A 20015-nucleotide genomic window follows, 5' to 3' on the forward strand; every position below is an offset into this window, starting at 1 on the left:
AATAAAAGCCTTCCGAAGAAGGCTTTATCTATATGGTTAATTTATCAATTATTATCGTATCAATAGCATCGGTACGCTTGATTCGGCTAAGAGCCGAGTGGTGTTACTACCAACAAAAAACTGACGAAGTTTAGAGTGTCCAAACGCGCCCATGACGATCATGCCAAGTTGGTTTTGTTGTTGGTACTGAAGAATCGCCTTATGAACTTCGCCAGATAAGCACGCTTCCACAACGTGAATACCGTGTTCACACAATTTTTCGGCGGCAGCTTTAAACGCGATCGCTTTATCGTGGTTATCTTCCACCATCACCAAATGGCACTCCAGCCCTTTTAGCAGCGGTGTTTTAATGGCTTTATCCACTAGTTTTTGGCTAATTTCACTGCCATCAAAGGCTAATAGATAGCTTTGTGGTGGCGTAAAATCACCCGTTGCCACTAAGGTGTGGGACTTCATTGTACGCACGATACTCTCTAATTGAGATCCAACGGCCATGGCGTCGTTTTGGTGCACTTCACCTGATTTACCGACCACCAATACACGAATTTCGTTTTCAAGATCAAGCAAAGTTTCTAACAGGTTGCCGTGCTTTTGCAGTTTACGCACATCTTGTAAACCTTGTTCATGAGCTTTGGTTTCTAGCTCATTGAGTAACGCTTTACCGTGCCTTAAGGCCAGTTTAGAACGCTTTTCGTCTAGTTCAATAAGCTCTTTCAATAGCTGTTCTCGGCTGCCTAAACCGATGTTACCAGATAACTCACTTTCGGTTTGATTGGCCGCTTTATCAAGTACGTGCAGTAAGGTTAACGGTGCTTGTAAGCTTTTGGCGGCCCACACGCTTAAATTGGCGACCGACTGTGAATAAATCGATCCATCGATGCAAGCAATAATATTGGTCATAATCTGTTCCTTAATGTCCGCCCATCAGCTTTTCAACTTCTTCTGGCTTACCATGCACGCCGAATTTATCGACAATCGTTGCTGTTGCTTCATTCATACCGATGATGTTTACATCGGTCCCTTCACGTCGGAATTTGATAACAGCACGATCTAGCGAAGAAACCGAAGTAATATCCCAAAAGTGCGCTGCAGAGAGGTCGATAGTGACACGCTCTAAGACCTCTTTGAAGTCAAACGCGTTCATAAATTGATCTGACGAAGCAAAGAAGACTTGCCCAACAACACGATAGGTACGCTCTTCTCCATTTTCAGAGAGTTCACTTTTAACCACCATGAAGCGGCCAATTTTGTTAGCAAAGAAGAGAGAAGCAAGCAGCACGCCGACACCGACACCGATCGCTAAGTTATGGGTTGCAACCACAACAACGACGGTCGCGATCATCACGATGCTGGTAGAAAGTGGGTGAGTTTTGAGATCCTTTACCGAACTCCAAGAGAAGGTCCCAATGGAAACCATGATCATTACCGCGACTAAAGCCGCCATCGGGATGAGCTTGAGCCAATCACTTAAAAACACCACCATGATGATCAGTAGAATACCGGCGCAAAAAGTAGAGAGCCTGCCGCGTCCGCCGGATTTAATGTTGATGATCGATTGACCAATCATCGCACAACCGGCCATGCCGCCAAGAAAGCCAGTGGCAATATTGGCGATACCTTGGCCTTTACATTCGCGATTTTTATCACTGTTGGTATCGGTTAAATCGTCAACAATGGTTGCTGTCATCATTGATTCTAATAAACCGACAACGGCCAATCCGGCTGAATAAGGAAATATAATCCATAAGGTTTCAAGGTTGAGCGGAACATCTGGCCATAAAAATATCGGTAAAGTATCTGGTAATTCACCCATATCGCCCACAGTGCGAATATCAATGCCAAAGCTGATAGCAATCAGAGTTAAGGCGATAATGCACACTAATGGCGAAGGTAGCAATTTGCCAATCACAGGGACGTAGGGGAATAGATAGATAATCGCCAGCCCACCGAGTGTCATGGCATAAACATGCCATGTTACATTGGTCAGCTCTGGTAATTGCGCCATAAAAATCAGAATCGCCAGCGCGTTAACAAACCCCGTCACGACCGAACGTGATACAAAACGCATCAAATCGCCCAGTTTGAGGTAACCGGCCAGTATTTGTAGAACCCCGGTCAAAACAGTGGCTGCCAGTAGATATTGCAAGCCATGCTCTTTGACTAAAGTGACCATCAACAGCGCCATTGCTCCAGTAGCTGCTGAGATCATGCCGGGTCGTCCACCGACAATTGAAATGATCACGGCAATACTGAATGAAGCGTAAAGGCCGATTTTAGGGTCTACACCTGCGATGATAGAAAAGGCTATTGCCTCAGGAACTAATGCTAACGCAACGACAGTGCCAGCTAGAACATCCCCTCGCACATTGGAAAACCAATCGCGCTTAATATTTTGTAGCATACTTGATCTCTAAAAAATGAAATAAAAAGGTGAGTTGTGAGAGGTAAAGATCAATCTAGGGCGGCGTAAGCAGCATTCGCAACGTCTCTTAGTTGATTTTTAAAATGTGATCCTAATCATTGATGTGGTGTAGGTCAACCAAACGATCGTTATTTGTATTGCAGTAATCATTTCTCCCGTTATCACGCTGCTTTTCAAGCGCCGCCCGTCGTGCGCGAGGCGAGGATAGTTCTGGTGTTTGACTTTTATTCTTTTGCTCCTTACACTTAAACACATTCGATATTCCATATGTATTGTTTATGTGCCGCAGTTTATCTTTTTATAAATCCTTGTCTGAAGAGACGAGGCTTAAATCCTTGCTGTTGATGAAGCACAAAGGGCAGTTGTGTGTGTGTGATTTAATGAATGCGTTGCAATTAAGTCAGCCTAAGGTGTCACGCCATTTAGCAGAACTGAGAAAAAATGAATTAGTGATTGATGAGCGTCGTGGCAAGTGGGTGTACTACCAAATCAATCCTGAGCTGGAAAGTTGGATGGTGCAGATATTGGACATCACGCTGAACCACAATGCTGCATTGATTGCGCAAGAGCTAACGCGTATTGCTCAACCATCTTGTCAAAATGAATGAAATTTTAGCGTTGCTATTTCGCCATGGCTGTAAGTAGAAAGTTGTGCGCGGCTCCCTTTTTAGACTGACCGAGAGATGTGATGTATGAGTGAATTACCTGTCTGCGCAGAAGCCTCTGCAGCCGAAAAAATGAGTTTTCTCGATCGCTATCTAACCTTGTGGATTTTCCTTGCGATGGGGCTCGGGGTAGCGATCGGTGTCTTCTTTCCGCAAGTGGCGCAGTGGAATGAGAGCATGTCGGTCGGTTCGACCAATATTCCGCTGGCGATCGGTTTGATTTTGATGATGTATCCACCACTGGCAAAAGTGAATTACAGCCTACTAGGTGAAGTGACTCGTGATAAACGCGCCATCACACTCTCTTTAATGATGAACTGGATTGTCGGGCCTATCTTGATGTTTGCATTGGCGATCATTTTCTTACGCGATTATCCGGGTTATATGGTCGGACTGATCTTAATTGGTCAGGCGCGTTGCATCGCGATGGTATTGGTGTGGAATGATATCAGCGGTGGGAACAAAGAGTACGGCGCAGCGTTGGTGGCGCTCAACAGTGCATTCCAAATCGTCACTTACAGTTTTATGGCGTGGCTATTTATTACTGTTTTGCCGCCGTATTTTGGGCTCGAGAGCTTTGTGGTTGATATTACCATTCTCGATATCGCAGAAAGTGTGCTGATTTATCTCGGTATCCCATTTTTAGCTGGCTTTTTAAGTCGCAAATGGTTGGTGGCCGCGAAAGGTGAGCAATGGTACAACGAGGAGTTTATTCCGCGTATTTCACCGATTACGCTGGTGGCACTACTAGCGACGATAGTTTTGATGTTCAGCCTGAAAGGCGAGATGATCATTGAGCTGCCGATGGATGTAATACGCGTTGCAATACCTTTGGTGATTTACTTTTTAGTGATGTTTTTTGTCAGCTTTTTCATTGGTAAAAAACTGGGCATTCCTTACGATCAAAATGCCTCAATTGCTTTTACTTCATCAGGCAACAACTTTGAACTGGCGATTGCCGTTTCGATTGCCGTGTTCGGTTTAAATTCCGATCAAGCATTTGCGGGTGTGATTGGGCCCTTGGTTGAAGTGCCGATGTTGATTGCCTTGGTCAACGTCGCGCTGCGTATGAAAAAGAAATACTAGCGCTCTCTGAGTCCGAACTGCAGGATATTTTTCTCATTAAATTTCATAACCGTAGACTGTTTTGAAAATGTGAAATGTTTGTGAATGAGTTAGAAACGTCATCTATGTTCTGCTACGCACGAACTCTTGATCCCAATGTTGCGATGTATCGGGGTATGATCGGCGTATCAAAAATAGATCTATTGGGAAATCGATTGTAATCAAAATGCCACAAAAGCCCTGCAACATACCATCAGCTATTTTACTGCTCGCTTTAGCATTGTTCTCTGAAGTCAGCGGTAACTTTTATTTAGCGGTAACTTTTCTATTGACAGCGATTTCTTTTTATATAATACATATGCACATCCGCATATGCAGAGATAAGTAAAATGCTACCTCATCAGTTTTTTAAATTGCTGTCCGATGAAACGCGGGTGCGTTGTTTACTCATGATTGCACGTGAGCAACGAGTGTGTGTCGGCGAGTTGACACAAGCGTTAAATGAGAGCCAACCGAAAATTTCTCGCCATCTGGCTCTACTTCGTTCCAGTGGAGTGGTGGTTGATACAAGGCAAGGCCAATGGGTGTTTTATCGGTTATCGGACCAACTACCCGGATGGATGAAAAAACAAATTCAAGGGCTGGTGGAATCCAACTGCCTGAAAAAAGAATACCAACAAGATATGCAAAGGCTGGCAGAGATGGAATCTCGCCCAGAATGCTGTGTTTAGAAGGGATAAAAGGAAATAAATATGTCGATTAAAGTCGGAATTAACGGATTTGGCCGCATTGGTCGTTTAGCATTAAGGGCGTCATTTGATTGGCCAGAGATCGAATTTGTGCAGATTAACGACGTTGCGGGTGACGCGGCGACCTTGGCTCATTTGCTCGAATTTGATTCAATACAAGGCCGTTGGCATCACCAAGTGACAAGCGACGGTAATGCGATCATTGCCAACGGTAAGGTTATTCGTACCTCACAACAAAAAGCGATCAATGATATGGATTGGTCTGGTTGTGATGTGGTCATCGAAGCAACAGGTAAACACCGCAAATCTGAGTTTTTGAATCAGTATTTAGTGCAAGGTGTTAAACGCGTGGTGGTATCGGCTCCGGTAAAAGAAGCGGGTATTGCCAATATCGTGGTTGGGGTCAATGACCACATCTTTGACCCACAAATACATCAGATTGTTACGGCCGCTTCTTGTACCACCAACTGCATTGCGCCTATCGTCAAAGTGATTCACGAGCAACTGGGTATTGAACATTCCTCGTTTACGACCATTCACGACTTGACCAACACGCAAACCATTTTGGATGCACCACACAAAGATCTACGCCGCGCTCGTGCGTGTGGTATGAGCCTTATCCCGACCACAACCGGTTCTGCGACAGCGATTGTGGAAATCTTCCCCGATCTGAAAGACAAAATTAACGGTCACGCGGTGCGTGTGCCGCTAGCCAATGCCTCGTTAACCGACATTATTTTTGATGTGAAACGCGATACCAGCGCGGAAGAAGTCAACGCGCTACTGAAAGCGGCTTCAGAAAATGAGCTCAAAGGCATTCTCGGTTTTGAAGCGCGGCCATTGGTATCGATTGATTATAAAGGCGACCAACGCTCAACGATTGTCGACGCACTCTCGACCATGGTGGTGGGCAAGCGCATGGTGAAAATTTACGCTTGGTATGATAACGAAATGGGTTACGCAACGCGTACCGCAGAATTAGTACGCAAAGTCGGTTTGGCATAAAGGAGCAAAGAAATGACACATCCTACATGGGAACTGCCTGTTGCAGAAAACAGCGCTGGTTTGGTATTGACGCCTTGCCCGGGGACAAAAGATCTTCCTCTGGTTGAGAGTATTGAACAACTGACATCTCAAGGTGTTACCGTTGTGGTGACGGCTCTAAGTCACGAAGAGATGCAAGAGAAAGGTGTTGGTGACTTGCCTAAAGTGGTTGAACAAGCGGGGCTGCAATGGTTTCACGCCCCAATTGAAGATGATTGCGCACCCGACCACCAGTTTCAAACGCATTGGCAAAGTATCTCCCCGTCACTTCATCAGGCGCTTGCCAAGGGAGATAAGATTGCCATGCATTGCATGGGTGGATCGGGTCGTACTGGTTTACTTGCTGCTCATTTATTGCTGGAGAAAGGTTGGGAACTGCAAAACATTATTACTCACGTTCAATCATTAAGACCGGGTGCGTTTACCAAAGATGTACAAGTTGAGTACATCAAACAATTTGTTAATCAATAACAGTCCCAAAGAGCTGCCTTAGGCGGCTCTTTTGCAAAGAGAGTGATTATGCTGTCTCAACTCAACCAAAACGTTCGCCAGTACATGCTAGTGACTTTTAATTATTGGAATTTTACCGTCACTGACGGCGCGCTGCGCATGTTAGTGGTGTTGTATTTTTATGATTTGGGTTATTCGACCTTAGCGATTGCGTCTTTGTTTCTCTTTTATGAATTTTTTGGCGTGGTGACGAACCTGATTGGCGGTTGGCTTGGTGCGCGTTTAGGACTGAATCGCACCATGAATATTGGCCTTGGTATGCAAATATTCGCGCTCTTGATGCTTGCTGTACCTGCGGCATGGTTAACCATTCCTTGGGTAATGGCGGCGCAGGCGTTATCGGGCATCGCAAAAGATCTCAATAAAATGAGTGCAAAAAGTGCGATCAAAACGTTAGTCCCTGAAAATGCACAAGGCGCACTCTACAAGTGGATAGCCATTCTTACGGGTTCAAAAAACGCTCTAAAAGGGGCCGGCTTTTTTCTCGGTGGTGTCTTGCTCTCTTGGATCGGCTTTCAATATGCGGTAGGGGCTATGGCGGCGGTATTGCTGTTGGTTTTTATCGGCAGTTTGCTTAGCTTGCAAGCCGATATTGGCAAAGCCAAAACCAAACCGAAATTTTCAGAGATTTTCTCCAAATCGCGCAGCGTGAATATTTTATCGGCGGCTCGCCTATTTTTATTTGGCGCGCGAGACGTTTGGTTTGTGATTGCCTTACCCATTTATCTGGGCAGCGTTTTTGGTTGGGATCACAGTGCCGTGGGCGGCTTTTTAGCGCTCTGGGTGATTGGCTACGGCGTGATCCAAGGGTTTGCTCCTAAAATAACGGGCAGTGCTTCAGACCAAGTGCCGGATGGGCGATCTGCGCTCGGTTGGGCGGCGCTACTGGCGCTGATTACCGGTTTGATCGCCTACAGCATTCAAGCGCAGTGGCATCCGGAAGTCGTGATCATCGCGGGGTTACTGCTTTTCGGCGCGGTCTTTGCGATTAACTCATCGCTGCATTCCTATTTGATCGTGAGCTATGCCAAGGGGGATGGTGTATCGCTTGATGTTGGTTTTTACTACATGGCAAACGCGATGGGGCGTTTAATCGGTACCGTGCTTTCCGGGTGGGTTTTCCAACTTTGGGGATTAGCGGCGTGTTTGTGGGTTTCGTTTGGTTTTCTGCTGCTGACCACTCTCATTTCATTGGGGCTCCCGAAAAGCAAAGCTGTGTTGACGAGCGAACCGTAGCTTCACCAGTAGATCACTATTCCAGTAGATGGAGATTGTGATAGAGTCCGTGCTTTATTGAATGAATTGAGTCAGTCACATGAGAGCTTTTGTTGTAAGGGCCCGTGCCGCTTCCACGGATAAACAGACTTTTTTAGCCTCTGTTGGGCAAGAAGCCCACACCGAAATTTTGGCCCACGTACTCATGAACGCTATTTTTACTGCGCAGTCGCATCGTGATGACGTGGTGGTCTACTTAGTGCTGGAAAGTACGCAAGATTTCTCGCGGACTTTATGCTTTGAGTCGAGCCAGTTGCACAATATCGGTGGCTTTCACGAGCAAGCCTTGCTGACCAAAATAGGCCACGCTTTAGACGTTTCCGTGGGTATGGGCAAAGAGCAAACCCGAGAGGTCGAGCAAGGACTCACGGTTGAAACCATCAGTTTTGAAAAGTTGGTGCAACGCCTTTCTGAAAGTTACCACTTGTATTTACTGGATAAAAAAGGCGAAAGTGTCCGTGAGCATCAATTTTCTGACGACAGCTGCTTTTTACTTACTGACCACATCCCGATGCCGAAAAAAAGTTGGAACAGTTTAAAGCGCCTTAATACACAGAAAATCAGCCTTGGGCCTCGAATGCTGTTTGCCTCGCAGTGCATTGTGCTGATCCAGAATGAGTTAGATATTCGCGGTCTTTAAAAAGTCTTTTTCAAACTCATTTTTACTTTTTTTATCTGTGCTTCTTTATCAATTGGGCTGTGCTGATCGGAGTGTAAAAACCGATCCGCATAGTCTTGATAAATCTCTTTTTCTAAAAAGAGTAAGTAAAGCTTCGGATCAATATGGCCTGTGGTGGCCATGGTGGTCATGATCGCGATCGATTCGCTGAGCGTTTTGGCCTTTTTATAGGGGCGATCGCTAGAGGTCAGTGCTTCAAACACATCGGCTATTGCCATCACTCGAGCGGGGATGGAAAGCTGCTCTTCATTTAAACCTCTTGGATAACCCGCGCCATCCATTCGTTCATGGTGGCTTCCCGCAATATCAGGAACGTTTTTCATATGTTCAGGATAAGGTAGCCGCTTGAGCATCATGATGGTTTGCACAATGTGATCATTAATCATGAAGCGTTCTTCGTTAGTGAGCGTGCCACGGCGAATGGACAAATTATAGAGCTCACCTCGGTTATAGCGCAGTTCTCCCGGTTGTAAAATAAAGTTTTCTTGCCACAGATCTTGTGGACGGCAACCGTTCACCCAGTGCAACTGATGTACGGGTTTATCATCAAGCAAGCGCTCCATAGTGGGCAATGGTTTTGACTCTCCTGCACGTTGGTTCTCTATCCAAGAAGTACCGAGTTGATCATCCAAAGTCCGTTTCCACTCTCTTTGCGCAATTCGCTCTAAGCGGGAAAGGTCATCATCGCTCATAAACTCACTGCCAATATTACACTGCGCGACGAAAGCAAATTCCTCATCGAGGATTTGTTGGTTCGTCAGCAACTGCTGCTTGAGATCTGGCTCGTTCTTACCCTGCGCAACACCTTGCCAGTAGTCCGTTTCAGCTTGACATTTGAGCAGCTCAAAACGCATTCTAATTTCGTGAATTCTGTCGTAGATCGTTTCTAATTTGGTCGCTTTATCAATCACATATTCAGGCGTGGTCACTTTTCCACAATCATGCAGCCAAGCGGCGAGAGTGAGCTCTTCCCACTCTTCATTGGTCATGGAAAATTGTGGGAAATAGGTGCGATCGTTTTCCGCCGCTTTAGTGATCATTTTGGTTAATTCAGGAACTCGCTGACAATGGCCGCCCGTGTAAGGGGATTTGGTATCAATGGCTGATGCGATCAATTCAATAAACGAGTTGAGCATCTCCTTTTGCCGTTGCATTTTGTCGATATTGTCTTTAGCGATTTCGGCAAAACTGAGCAGCTCTCGTAAAAATGCATGTTTGTCTTGCTGATCGGGAGTGATGGCCCGTTCGTAGCCTAGGTTTAATACGCCAACTAACTGCTTGTCTCGGTTGAGCAGTGGGAAAAGATAAAGATCAGAATTATACAGCTCATCTTTATGCTTACGCATCGAATTATCGGTTTTAGATAAATGAACCGTTTGGCCTTTGCGCAGTTCAGAAAGTAGCCACGGCATCTCTTGAGACAACTGGTTGATATCAAGCTTAAAGGGAATGATGGCGTGGTTTGCTGCGGTGATAAATTGGTTATTTTCGTTGGCGTAAGTGTAGAGCAAAATAGTTTCAGCTCGAGTGATCAAATAGCTTTGATGGGTAATCGTTTTGGCTAACACACTGAATTCTTGATTGCTGGCGGTTTCGCGTAATAGTCGCAGCAAGTCGTGCAGTGTATGCTCCATGAGCTCTATCGATTGGGTTAAATTGGCAACTTCGCGGATCCGGCTTTTTGGGTAGCGTGTCTTTTTAAATTCAAAGCGCGTGATGTTGTCGGTCAATTGCACTAGGTTACCTAAAGGGCTGGCGAGCCTTTGCGCCACAAAACCAACCACTGCAAAAGCGATAGCGAGCATGATTAACGCGACAAAAATCTGCTGATCTCGCATCGAGAGCAAATCTGCGATCAAATCGTCTTGCGGTACCGCTTCTGCCAGCAACAAGCGTACATTGTCGTTTAAAAGTACCGGCGTTAACGTCACCGACCACGTTGTGCCATTCATATTGACCGTTTCATACAAAGTTTGGCTGCTGACCCGATTCAATATTGGTGCAAAAGTACTTTGCTGTAGTTGCTGTGCAATCTGTGAGGGATCTTGTTGTAGCTCGAACTTAGTATTGTGTTGGGCGAGTGGTCTAAATTGATTATCGAACAAAATGAGCTGAGCACTGTCAGAAAAACCCATCGTACTCATCTGTTTTGACAGTGAGTCAAGCGTGAAATCGGCGCCAAGCACACTCTTTCCATCGGCCGATCTACGTGACAGTGTGACGCCACTCGTTTGTAGGAAGAAAAAGAAATAAGGTTCCGTTAAGCGTATCGCGCCATCTTGACTTGCCGAGGTAAACCAAGGACGCACGCGAGGATCAAATTTATTATTGTTATCTTGTTTGTCGAGCAGGCTTTCAAGGTTCTGGTCTAAATAGATAAAGCGGTTAGTGCCATCAACTTGAGTGTAATGGGCCAATAGCTGAGCTTGCGCGGGGGCATCAAAACGCTGTTTGGCTTTATCAAAGCTCAGCGAGCGAAATGTAGTACAAGCTCCAGCTTCGTCACAATAATAGAGCGCGACCAACTGTGGATTACGTTGGAAGGTCAGCCAAACGGTGGCGAGTTGGCGTGGGTCCGAGATGACTTTATCCGGTTGATCAATTACGTTACTAAAAGCTAAAAAATCGAGCGTAGTCAAGATAGGTGCGGCACTTTGTTTAAATGCTGATTCCAGTTTTTTGCTGTTTTCGCTACTTAATCCTTGTGCACTTACCGTCAGTAGTTGCTGACTATGGTGATAACTTATGCCAATCAATACAATGCCGATCACCATGGCGAGCACTAAAAAGAGACTCGTAATGTGAATGCTCAGTGAGTAACGACGTCGTTTCATAACCAACTCCGAATTGGATGACATTGCTAAGTATTGTTCAATGTGGGTAAGTTGCAAAAAACCATTTCACATCGGTGTGTTTTCATCCGATCAAAAAGTGTCGATATGGTGAATATATCGCCCTTAGATTGAAGTGCTATCAGCGAGGCTGTTACACTGAAGCATCGCTGTTGGAATGGAATAATTAAAATGAATCTTGTCGTTGATACTCATACTCACACTTATGCAAGTGGTCACGCTTACAGCACGCTCATTGAAAACGCGCGTTCAGCTAAAGAAAATGGATTAGCAATGTTTTGCACAACCGATCATGCGCAGTCGATGCCTGGAGCGCCGCATTATTGGTTCTTCTCCAATCAACGTATTTTGCCGCGCTTTTTAGACGGTGTTGCCATTATCCGAGGCATTGAGTCCAACATCATGAATCGTGCTGGCGAGATTGATGTTCACCCTTCGGTTGACCAAAACTTAGATTGGGTGATCGCCAGTTTTCATGAGCCCGTATTTCAGCCTGCCGATAAAGCGGCGCATACCGAAGCGTTAATCAATGTGATTAAAGGTGGACGAGTGGATGCGCTAGGGCACTTAGGTAACCCTAATTTCGATTTTGATTTTGATGAGGTGATCGCCTGCGCCGCCCAGCATCACGTTGCGATAGAAATTAATAACAGCACCTTAAAAGGACACAGCAGGGTAGGGAGTGTCGATCGCTGTTATGAAATTGCTAAGGTGGCGAAAGCGCATGGTGCTTATGTTACCACTGGCAGCGATGCCCATTTTTGTCAAGATATCGGCCAACTTCAACTGGCCAGTGAACTGCTTGAGAACGTTGGTATTGCTGCTGAGAAAGTGATTACGCACAGTGTCGAGCAGTTTCTGGCCTTTTTAGTACTGCGCGGGCGAAAAGCGATCGCAGAATATCAAACACTATAAGCCGTAAAGAGGTCATAAAAAATGACAAAAATTTGTCCCTCTTTTATCTTGAGATCCATTAAACTTGGCACTTCTTGCCAGAATAAAAAGAAATAATTATGAAAAAAATAATGATATTAACAGCTTGCGCATTATTTGCGGCTAGCGTGTCGGCGGCTAATGTTGACTTAAAACAGAACATGAAACAAATGAAGCTTGAATTTAAACAAGCGGCAGAAGCGACCAGCGTTGAAACAATGCAAGCACCCATTGAGAGATTAAGTCAGTTGGTTGAAGAGTCAAAACGAGGAAATTATCCACCGGAGAAGCAAGATCTCTATTTAGAAGGGTTTAATAAGCTTTCAGTGGCATTAGACAAAATCGAAGTGGATCTTGAGCAAGGAAATTTAGAGCAAGCTCAACAAACGCTGCGGACGGTAGACGAACTGCGTGTTGAATACCACGAGCAGCGTAACCCAAGTATCTGGAAGCGCTTATTTGGTTAATCAGCTTTGTGGCCCCCTCACGATAACGTTGGATTGGTTATAACGTTCAATGGTTCGTGGGGTGGTCGCTGCCTGAAAACTGAGCTTGTAAGAAAGGCAGCAGTAGTAAGCCGATCACAGCGGCGCAAACAGAAATGGTGACAAAAAAGCCTCGCCATTCGAATTGCTCGACAATAATGGCTAACGGGTAACCGGCGAGCGCTGCGCCCATATACGCAAATAACCCCACAAACCCAGTTGCTGCGCCAGCCGAATCTTTGTGAGAACACTCCGCGGCGGCCATACCAATTAACATTTGTGGGCCAAAGACAAAAAAGCCAATCGTAAAAAAGCCAGCGGCTTGGAATACAAACCCCGTTAACGGCATCAGCCACAGCGCTGCCACCGAAAGAAAAATGCCCATTGAAAAAATCAGATTCATTGGCCCACGGTTGCCGCCAAACAGTTTGTCTGAGCCCCAGCCTGCGACTAACGATCCAATAAACCCACCGACTTCAAACAGCGAAAGCGCGCCATTAGCCGTGATCAAATCATAGCCTTGTTGCTCGGTAAGGTAGATATTTCCCCAATCATTGATGGCAGTACGCACTATGTAAACCAGTACATAGCTCAAGGCGAGTAACCAAATGTACTTATTTCCTAACACATATTTGTGCAAGATCTGTTTAGTGCTAAGGCCGAGGCCTTCATTTTCTTGCGCCAGTTCAAGGGCGTCATTACGCCATTGACCAACACTGGGTAAACCTTGGGTCATTGGTTTATCACGCAATCGCCAACATAAGAAAACCCCACCAATAACGGCTAAACAGCCCGGTACAATAAAACCTTCGCGCCAACTAAAATGGAAAGTGAGAAAGCCAACCAGTAATGGGATCAACGCGCCCCCCACGTTATGAGCGGTATTCCATAACGCCCACCAAAAACCACGTTCAGAGCGCGAATACCAAGTTGTCAGGAGTTTAGAGCAAGAAGGCCATCCCCAACCTTGGAACCAAGCATTGAGCACCCAGAGTAAGATGAACATACTGATTGAGCTTGAAAAGCCAAACAGAATATTGATAAAACCCGTTGCCATTAACCCTAGGCCCATAAAATAGCGCGGGTTGGAGCGGTCCGACAAAATCCCAGACAGAAATTTTGAGATACCATAGGTGATGTAAAACAAAGTACCCATGATGCCAATATCACTCTTATCTAAACCGAGGTCAGCAATCATCGCGGGCATGGCGTAATTCAAACTTTTACGCGTGAAGTAGAAAAGCGCATAACCGACATACATCGCCATCATGATGTGAAAGCGCCAATAACGGTACTGCTGGTTAACCTCCTGCGCTGATGCAAGAAGCGGTTGCGGTGGTTGAGAGCGTAGAAAATTTATCATAGTGCTTTATATTCCACGATTATAAGTGGGGCAGTGTGACGGTAAGCTGAGTGCCATTCTCGCTTAGATCGTGGTTGGCTGTTGTAGACTGACAGTGGCTAATAATCTGAAAGTGGCCACCCAATGCCTCGACTCGCTCACGCATACCTCGTAAACCAAAGCCGTTCAGCTGAGCTTGTGCTTTGAAACCGATGCCATCATCGTGAATGCGCAGTGTGACATCACTTGCCAACGAAAACTCAATCACAATGTGGCTAGCTTCCGCGTATTTTAAGGCGTTATTGAGCGCCTCTTGGCACAATCGATAAAGGGTCACTTTGGTGGCATCACTTAGCTTTTGCAGTTGAGCGGTTGAATTCCCCGTCCAAACCACTTGGGTTTGAATGCCGTGCGTCTCAAATTCAAGGTCACGCAGCAGTTGATCCAGTGCTTCGACTAGGCCTAAATCATCTAAGGTTTTAGGGCGTAAACGGGTTAGCAAACTTTTAGTTGTGTCGTAAACATTTAAAGAGAGAGATTCAATGGTTTTAGCACAATTGCTGGTGACGGGTTGAGATTCGACGCGTTGAATAATGCTGGCTTGAGTACGGATAGCGGTAATGTTTTGACCGATCTCATCGTGCAGCTCGCGAGCAATATCGCGCCGAACAGATTCTTCAGCTTTGACTAATTGGCGGGACAAATTTTGGTTACGATCAAGCTGTTGGCGCAGCTTGGTGTTGAGATCTCTTTGTCGCTGTACACCCATTCCCAGCAAAATGCCGGTTAAACTTTGTGCTGAAAGAGAGAGCAGGAGATCAGTGACTTCCATATTAGAGACACCACTACGAGCCGCGATCAATGCAATGCTATTGAGCAGCGTACCGAGCAATGCACCTTGCCAGCCGTAGCGAAAAGCGAGCAAAATGATCGGGATGGCTAAACAAAATGGCGCAAAACGCCGAAGTTCATCAGGTAAACCAATTTGCAGCGCAATGCTTAAAATAAATAGTAAAGAGTAGAGTAAGACGTGACGCGTGCGAAATTCGATATGACGAGAGACTAAGTTCGCCGTCAGTGGAACCCAAGTGCTTTGGAAAAGATAATTCCATATCAAATAGCAGCTTGGCACAATCATTAAGCCAGCTGTGATGCTGACTAACATCACCATTGACGCGGCATGGCCGTGGTAGGTGGTGGCCAGCGTATTAACGATAGCGCTGGCGAGGATCAACCCGCCCATCACAATAAAGCGACGCCACTGACTTCCGTGGTAGTAGCGCTGGGCGAGCAGGTTTAAGGGCAGCGTTGCGATACTGGCGGCGAGTACTGTCAGCCATTGAGGTTGTTCCATTAGCATGGCGAGCGCAATCGTCAGCCACCATTCTGCACCATAAATCGCGGGCCAGTAACGTTGTGGACTGTGCAGCGCAGTGCCTAAACGCAGAGCAAAAGGAAAGAAGAAGATCGCCAGTTCCGGATCGTTGACAAAATAGTAGGCGATAACCCACAAGCAAAACCAACTGCAAGAGAGCAGAAACCAAGCGCAGAGTGACGTAATAAAATAGCGTGGCATTAGAATGAGTCAGAAAAATATTTCGCTAAGGCCACGTTATTGCTCACACCTAACTTATCCATGGCATTGGCGCGATGGACATGAATGGTTTTGTGGCTAAGTCCAAGCTCATTGGCGACCGCTTTCACATCCAGCCCGGCAGCCAGCATTTCACTGATTTGCCGCTCACGTTTGGTCAACTGTGCTAATAGCTTTGCCTCGCGCTTGGGAGAGGTGAGTTTAAGCGCAATATCGGGTGTTAAGTAGCAACCACCATGGGCGCTGGTTCGTACGGCTTGGATAAGTTCATCTGGGCTACAACGTTTGCTTAAGTAGCCTCTTGCTCCAGCCTCCAAGGCTTTTTCGACCATGGCCGCGGAATCGTGAACGCTCAGCATAATGCATGCTATCCCAGAGGGTAGATCTTGAAGCAGCGACAGCCCGCTTTCATCAGGCATTGAAATATCAAGAATACAGACGTTTGCCCCTGTGCCGGGAAGCCCTGCGCGCGCTTCGGCCGCCGAGCTAAATTGGCCGACCACTTGGATATCGTCTTCAAGGTTCATGAGTTGGGCAAAGCCTGAACGTACCACGATATGGTCATCCACTAGTGCTACTTTGATCATCACAATCCCCGCTGTTTATATTGCCTGAGTAAAAAGGGAGCTTAAACTAACGCCACAGAGACAATTAAACAAGCAATATATCCCTTTGCTATGGATGCCATTGTAGAGGAGTCTAGCGCGTCAAAAAGGAAGGGGTGGCACAATAAAACGCGACACACTCATAAAAGAGAATATCGCGTTTGATTTTGCTGGGAGCTAAGCGGCAGCTGCGGCCAGCTTTAGCCTTTTCTCATGGCGGATCTTACGCTCTTCTGCGATCGCGACAAAAATCAGCAGTACGATACAGATCATCGCTGAAGTGTCGAGCGCAGCAAAGGTGCCCTTCCAGCCAGTGAGGCCAAAAATCGGTGTACCGTCGGCGATCATACCTAGGCCAAGTTTGGCAAAACTATCACCAATTAAGTAAGCAAAGGTGCCTTTAACGCCATCGGCGACACTGATCGCTTTTTTCGGCACAAAGCCAACCGCAGCAACACCAATCAGTAATTGTGGGCCAAAAACAAGGAAACCTAGCACAAACAGTGACCCGAGATACATAAACTCGCTGGTGGCGTGCTGATAGAATTCGAGCGCAACAATGATGAGTCCCAGAGAGACACAGGCGACCAAAGCTCGGCGGCCATTAGCAAGATCGGACAGATAACCCCACATTAAAGTGCCGACTAATGCGCCCACTTCAAAGAGAGTGAAGCCTGAAATGGCCGCTTCTTTTGACAAACCAAGTTCTTGATAGGCATACACAGTAGACCACTGGTCGATGCCGATACGCACGATGTAGAGGAAGATGTTGGCAAAGCAGAGTAACCAAATCACTTTGTTTTTCAAAATGTATTCAACAAAGATCTCACGTTTGGTCATTTGGTTTTCTTCCGCAGCAATATCTTCCTCACTGACCGCTTCATCAAACAACTCTTCGACCGTACCTAAACCGTATGCTTCAGGAGAGTCACTACCGTAACGCAAACCAATGAAACCCACCACTAATGCGATGATTGATGGGAACACAAACATGCCCACAACATGACCATTAAAGAGATAGTTTGCACCAAACAGTGCTACGCCTGCCGCACCTGCGCCGCCGACATTGTGCGACATATTCCATAAACCCAAGTAGGTGCCGCGTTTATTTTTGGGCGTCCATTTGGTGATAGTGGAGTAGCTTGATGGCCCACCAGTACTTTGGAAAAAACCGCTTAGCGCATAAAAAGCAACCATTAGGAAAATGCTGACGCTTGAACCGCCCATGCTCATGCTAAATCCAAGCATTGCAATACCAGAAAGGATCAGCATAAAAGGTAGGAACTGTTTCGTGTTCTTGCCATCGGCGTAGTAAGAGACCACTGTCTTACCAATCCCGTAAGTGATGGAGAAACCAAGACCAATCAGTCCTAGCTGTGTCATCGACAAGCCGTAGGTTGAAATCATATCGTTTTGTGCAACGTTGAAGTTTTTGCGCACTAAATACATCGCCATGTAGCCAATAAACACCACAAGGTATGATTGTAAAAATGGTTTGAACCACATTTTACGGCGTTCTGCTGCGGGGAGATCGAGGGTCGGTAGCCGAACCTGTTGCAAAAGTTTTAGCATGTGAAATCCTTAGAAAATCACGTCAAAGAAATCTCTGCTGTCAGTCAATTCACACCAGAGTCGAATGGCTAGCAACCGTCTGGCTGCATTATAGAGTGATTGTAAAAATCGGCTTGGCGATTGACTTGAGGGCATGGCCTAACTGAGTTAGGAATATTTCCTAGTTTGGGTGGATTGATAGACAAAGCGTGAATGGAGTCACATTGATATGCATCTTGAAACGTCGTCTTTAAGCTAACGATTTGTAGCGAACTTGAGGGTATTTGTTAAGTTTTTAGCGCTGCCGCACTGTTATTTTTATCATTGCGTTATATAGTGTCGACAAGAAAAAATTGAGTGTTGCTATGATTCGCCTAAACCGTTTTAACAGAATAATGTTGCTCACCAGCGCGCTCAGTTGGGTGTTGGTGTCGCTTATGCCTGTAATAAACGCGCATGGCAATACGGCGGGGGTTTGGGCCACACTGTGCACCATTAATGGTTTTGAGCTGGTTCAAATTGAAGAGGGAAAAGTACAGACACAGCATACGAAACCCTGTCCCTTTGCTCATTTCTCCACCTTTCATCAAGATTCACTTCCAACGACACCTTTACTGACACGACTGAACTTGTTTGTTTCAGACAGCTACACTTTTTTGGCTCTAAGTGTACGATTTGAAAAACAAGTTCCTCGTGCGCCACCATTATTTAATCTGTTGTACTGGTGTTAGAAAATAGCTTTGATCCCTTCCTCTATTCACTATTCAGAATAAAGCTCTAACGGTAAACCATCTGGGTCGGCGAAAAATGTGTATTCGCGACCAGTGAACTCATCAACGCGGATGGGCTCGACGATGACGCCTTTTTCCTCTAAATACGCTTTGACTTCACTGACACTGTTCACCACAAACGCTAAATGTCGTAGCCCTTGAGCTTCAGGGAAGCTTGGTCTTGGTGGTGTATTTGGAAATGAGAACAGTTCAATTTGTCCACCATCGGGCAGAGCAAGATCCAGCTTGTATGAATCGCGAGCGGCGCGGTAATTTTCAGCAATAACAGGCAGCCCTAAGATCTGAGTATAAAACGCTTTGGAACGTGCGTAGTCTGAACAAATAATTGCCGCGTGGTGGATTCGTTTTAGCATGATTAACCTTTATTTATTGAGTTTGCTGACCAAATGTTCAGTGACGTAATCAATGAACACCCGCAGCCTTGCTGGCATGTACTTGGTTTGTGGATATTGCATGGCAATTGATCCGTAGTAATTACTTTTGATCGTCCAATCGGCTAATAGCCGGACGACGCTGCCTTCAACGAGCGCTTGCTGAATGACAAAATCATGGAAGATGCCGATACCTAAGCCATTTTTCACGCCGTTCAAACGCATTTGTGAGTGGTTTACTGCATAGCGGCCTGAGACGGCCACTGTATGGAACTCATCTTCTTTATGAAAATCCCAGAGATGGTCACGCTCGGTTTCGGCAAGATACAAGCAGTCGTGAGCCGTTAATTCGATAGGGTGGATTGGCGTGCCTCTGGCCGCTATATATTCTGGGCTGGCGCACAACACTAAGTGGGTTTTGCCAATTTCACGCAATACCAAGTTTTCATCTGGCTTATCAGTCAGTTTAAACGCCACATCAATATTGTGTTTGAATAAATCGATCGCACCATCTGCAGCTCTCAGCTTAAGTTGAATTTCAGGGTATTGAGTTAGAAAAGGAAGCACAAGGGGTTGCAGAACTGAGTTCAAAAATGCTTCAGGTGCCGCAACAGTGAGTGCGCCTGCAGGTTCGGTGTGGTCAGAGGTTGAAAGCTCAACCGCTTGCTGCGCAGCGTTGACCATCAACAGACTTTGATCATAAACGCGCTTTCCTGCCTGAGTGATTAAGAGCTGGCGCGTGGTTCGCTCAAATAACTTCACTGATAGCGCTTGTTCTAAACGGGTAATCAATTTACTTAATGCCGAAGGTGTTACCCCCAGCTTTTGAGCTGCTGCCGTAAAGCTACCTTCATTGACGACGAGAATGAAAGCCGCTAAATCAGGCAGCAGGGCGATAAGACGATGCGTGATCATAATTGTATTTGTGCCTGAAGTTCACGAATGGTTTTCCATGTCATGGGATAATAGTCGTAAATGGGATCAACTAAAATACCATTAAGCAATTTTACAGTGTAAATGAAGGGTCTATTTTTCGTTTAGGCTGCCCTACACCATAGCTATTGCGCTATATAAAAATAAGG

19 protein-coding genes are annotated in these 20015 nt (G+C 45.9%); 10 read left to right on the plus strand and 9 right to left on the minus strand.

Features of this window, described 5'->3' with window-relative positions; genetic code table 11:
* Positions 1–51: 51 nt before the first annotated feature.
* Together AACQ42_RS10845 and AACQ42_RS10850 are read right to left on the minus strand one after the other, a co-directional pair.
* Positions 52–900, minus strand: coding sequence for a universal stress protein (locus AACQ42_RS10845; protein ID WP_094165521.1), 849 nt, complete (start codon positions 898–900; stop codon positions 52–54).
* A 10-nt stretch (positions 901–910) separates the two neighbouring features.
* Positions 911–2401 carry a SulP family inorganic anion transporter gene (locus AACQ42_RS10850; RefSeq protein WP_094165522.1) on the minus strand — a complete coding sequence of 497 codons (1491 nt, stop codon included), beginning with the start codon at positions 2399–2401 and terminating at the stop codon, positions 911–913.
* A gap of 299 nt (positions 2402–2700) precedes the next feature.
* Here AACQ42_RS10850 and AACQ42_RS10855 point away from each other — a divergent pair, with 299 nt between their 5' ends.
* From AACQ42_RS10855 to trmY, 7 genes are all read left to right on the plus strand, one after another.
* Entirely contained in the window at positions 2701–3030 is a 330-nt protein-coding gene (locus AACQ42_RS10855; RefSeq protein ID WP_019280807.1) for a metalloregulator ArsR/SmtB family transcription factor, read from the plus strand.
* An 84-nt stretch (positions 3031–3114) separates the two neighbouring features.
* Positions 3115–4173, plus strand: a complete 1059-nt coding sequence (gene arsB, locus AACQ42_RS10860; protein ID WP_094165523.1) for an ACR3 family arsenite efflux transporter — start codon at positions 3115–3117, stop codon at positions 4171–4173.
* Between the two features lie 368 nt (positions 4174–4541).
* Positions 4542–4883 carry a metalloregulator ArsR/SmtB family transcription factor gene (locus AACQ42_RS10865; protein WP_013868027.1) on the plus strand — a complete coding sequence of 114 codons (342 nt, stop codon included), beginning with the start codon at positions 4542–4544 and terminating at the stop codon, positions 4881–4883.
* Positions 4884–4904: 21 nt separating this feature from the next.
* A complete protein-coding gene (locus AACQ42_RS10870) occupies positions 4905–5906 on the plus strand; it encodes an ArsJ-associated glyceraldehyde-3-phosphate dehydrogenase (protein ID WP_094165524.1) in 1002 nt (333 codons plus the stop codon).
* A 12-nt stretch (positions 5907–5918) separates the two neighbouring features.
* Positions 5919–6416 (plus strand): cyclin-dependent kinase inhibitor 3 family protein, encoded by a 498-nt coding sequence (locus AACQ42_RS10875; protein ID WP_094165525.1) that lies wholly within the window; start codon positions 5919–5921, stop codon positions 6414–6416.
* A gap of 42 nt (positions 6417–6458) precedes the next feature.
* Complete coding sequence (arsJ, locus tag AACQ42_RS10880) at positions 6459–7691, plus strand: organoarsenical effux MFS transporter ArsJ (protein WP_094165526.1); 1233 nt, start codon at positions 6459–6461, stop codon at positions 7689–7691.
* Positions 7692–7770: 79 nt separating this feature from the next.
* Positions 7771–8370 carry a tRNA (pseudouridine(54)-N(1))-methyltransferase TrmY gene (gene trmY, locus AACQ42_RS10885; RefSeq protein WP_013868023.1) on the plus strand — a complete coding sequence of 200 codons (600 nt, stop codon included), beginning with the start codon at positions 7771–7773 and terminating at the stop codon, positions 8368–8370.
* Here the strand turns inward: trmY and AACQ42_RS10890 are convergent.
* Complete coding sequence (locus AACQ42_RS10890) at positions 8367–11243, minus strand: HD domain-containing phosphohydrolase (protein ID WP_303396285.1); 2877 nt, start codon at positions 11241–11243, stop codon at positions 8367–8369. The genes trmY and AACQ42_RS10890 overlap by 4 nt on opposite strands.
* Before the next feature lie 189 nt (positions 11244–11432).
* On the opposite strand from AACQ42_RS10890, the gene AACQ42_RS10895 reads away from it, so the two are divergent.
* On the plus strand, positions 11433–12176 hold the full coding sequence (locus AACQ42_RS10895) for a phosphatase (protein WP_017048481.1): 744 nt from the start codon (positions 11433–11435) through the stop codon (positions 12174–12176).
* A 98-nt stretch (positions 12177–12274) separates the two neighbouring features.
* Positions 12275–12661: a cytochrome b562 gene (locus tag AACQ42_RS10900; protein WP_013868020.1), complete on the plus strand. Its 387-nt coding sequence runs from the start codon at positions 12275–12277 to the stop codon at positions 12659–12661.
* A gap of 46 nt (positions 12662–12707) precedes the next feature.
* On the opposite strand, the gene AACQ42_RS10905 is transcribed toward AACQ42_RS10900, so the two are convergent.
* From AACQ42_RS10905 to uhpT, 4 genes are all read right to left on the minus strand, one after another.
* Positions 12708–14042, minus strand: coding sequence for an MFS transporter (locus tag AACQ42_RS10905; RefSeq protein ID WP_017048480.1), 1335 nt, complete (start codon positions 14040–14042; stop codon positions 12708–12710).
* A gap of 19 nt (positions 14043–14061) precedes the next feature.
* A complete protein-coding gene (gene uhpB, locus AACQ42_RS10910) occupies positions 14062–15597 on the minus strand; it encodes a signal transduction histidine-protein kinase/phosphatase UhpB (protein WP_026028374.1) in 1536 nt (511 codons plus the stop codon).
* Complete coding sequence (gene uhpA / locus AACQ42_RS10915; protein ID WP_026028260.1) at positions 15597–16202, minus strand: transcriptional regulator UhpA; 606 nt, start codon at positions 16200–16202, stop codon at positions 15597–15599. Before uhpA ends, uhpB begins: the two co-directional genes overlap by 1 nt.
* Positions 16203–16397: 195 nt before the next feature.
* Positions 16398–17792, minus strand: a complete 1395-nt coding sequence (uhpT, locus tag AACQ42_RS10920; RefSeq protein WP_017048964.1) for a hexose-6-phosphate:phosphate antiporter — start codon at positions 17790–17792, stop codon at positions 16398–16400.
* Between the two features lie 344 nt (positions 17793–18136).
* Here uhpT and AACQ42_RS10925 point away from each other — a divergent pair, with 344 nt between their 5' ends.
* A complete protein-coding gene (locus AACQ42_RS10925) occupies positions 18137–18502 on the plus strand; it encodes a hypothetical protein (RefSeq protein ID WP_170907548.1) in 366 nt (121 codons plus the stop codon).
* 29 nt (positions 18503–18531) lie between these two features.
* Here AACQ42_RS10925 and gloA2 read toward each other — a convergent pair whose 3' ends face one another.
* Positions 18532–18915, minus strand: coding sequence for an SMU1112c/YaeR family gloxylase I-like metalloprotein (gene gloA2, locus AACQ42_RS10930; protein ID WP_088733477.1), 384 nt, complete (start codon positions 18913–18915; stop codon positions 18532–18534).
* Between the two features lie 9 nt (positions 18916–18924).
* The gene (locus tag AACQ42_RS10935; protein ID WP_094165529.1) at positions 18925–19848 is read right to left on the minus strand and encodes a LysR family transcriptional regulator; all 924 of its coding nucleotides are present in this window, start codon (positions 19846–19848) and stop codon (positions 18925–18927) included.
* Between the last annotated feature and the right edge of the window lie 167 nt (positions 19849–20015).

Origin of the sequence: Vibrio sp. V12_P9A6T4 (assembly GCF_963874835.1) — a bacterium.
GTDB lineage: Bacteria > Pseudomonadota > Gammaproteobacteria > Enterobacterales > Vibrionaceae > Vibrio > Vibrio anguillarum.

Bases quoted from the DNA above. Each gene is read 5' to 3' on its own strand.
- AACQ42_RS10875 (WP_094165525.1), top strand. From the start codon at position 5,919: ATGACACATCCTACATGGGAACTGCCTGTTGCAGAAAACAGCGCTGGT.
- AACQ42_RS10890 (WP_303396285.1), bottom strand. From the start codon at position 11,243: ATGAAACGACGTCGTTACTCACTGAGCATTCACATTACGAGTCTCTTT.
- AACQ42_RS10865 (WP_013868027.1), top strand. From the start codon at position 4,542: ATGCTACCTCATCAGTTTTTTAAATTGCTGTCCGATGAAACGCGGGTG.
- gloA2 (WP_088733477.1), bottom strand. From the start codon at position 18,915: ATGCTAAAACGAATCCACCACGCGGCAATTATTTGTTCAGACTACGCA.
- AACQ42_RS10925 (WP_170907548.1), top strand. From the start codon at position 18,137: ATGATTCGCCTAAACCGTTTTAACAGAATAATGTTGCTCACCAGCGCG.
- AACQ42_RS10905 (WP_017048480.1), bottom strand. From the start codon at position 14,042: ATGATAAATTTTCTACGCTCTCAACCACCGCAACCGCTTCTTGCATCA.
- uhpB (WP_026028374.1), bottom strand. From the start codon at position 15,597: ATGCCACGCTATTTTATTACGTCACTCTGCGCTTGGTTTCTGCTCTCT.
- AACQ42_RS10850 (WP_094165522.1), bottom strand. From the start codon at position 2,401: ATGCTACAAAATATTAAGCGCGATTGGTTTTCCAATGTGCGAGGGGAT.
- AACQ42_RS10870 (WP_094165524.1), top strand. From the start codon at position 4,905: ATGTCGATTAAAGTCGGAATTAACGGATTTGGCCGCATTGGTCGTTTA.
- arsB (WP_094165523.1), top strand. From the start codon at position 3,115: ATGAGTGAATTACCTGTCTGCGCAGAAGCCTCTGCAGCCGAAAAAATG.
- AACQ42_RS10895 (WP_017048481.1), top strand. From the start codon at position 11,433: ATGAATCTTGTCGTTGATACTCATACTCACACTTATGCAAGTGGTCAC.
- trmY (WP_013868023.1), top strand. From the start codon at position 7,771: ATGAGAGCTTTTGTTGTAAGGGCCCGTGCCGCTTCCACGGATAAACAG.
- AACQ42_RS10855 (WP_019280807.1), top strand. From the start codon at position 2,701: ATGTGCCGCAGTTTATCTTTTTATAAATCCTTGTCTGAAGAGACGAGG.
- uhpT (WP_017048964.1), bottom strand. From the start codon at position 17,792: ATGCTAAAACTTTTGCAACAGGTTCGGCTACCGACCCTCGATCTCCCC.
- uhpA (WP_026028260.1), bottom strand. From the start codon at position 16,202: ATGATCAAAGTAGCACTAGTGGATGACCATATCGTGGTACGTTCAGGC.
- AACQ42_RS10845 (WP_094165521.1), bottom strand. From the start codon at position 900: ATGACCAATATTATTGCTTGCATCGATGGATCGATTTATTCACAGTCG.
- AACQ42_RS10900 (WP_013868020.1), top strand. From the start codon at position 12,275: ATGAAAAAAATAATGATATTAACAGCTTGCGCATTATTTGCGGCTAGC.
- AACQ42_RS10935 (WP_094165529.1), bottom strand. From the start codon at position 19,848: ATGATCACGCATCGTCTTATCGCCCTGCTGCCTGATTTAGCGGCTTTC.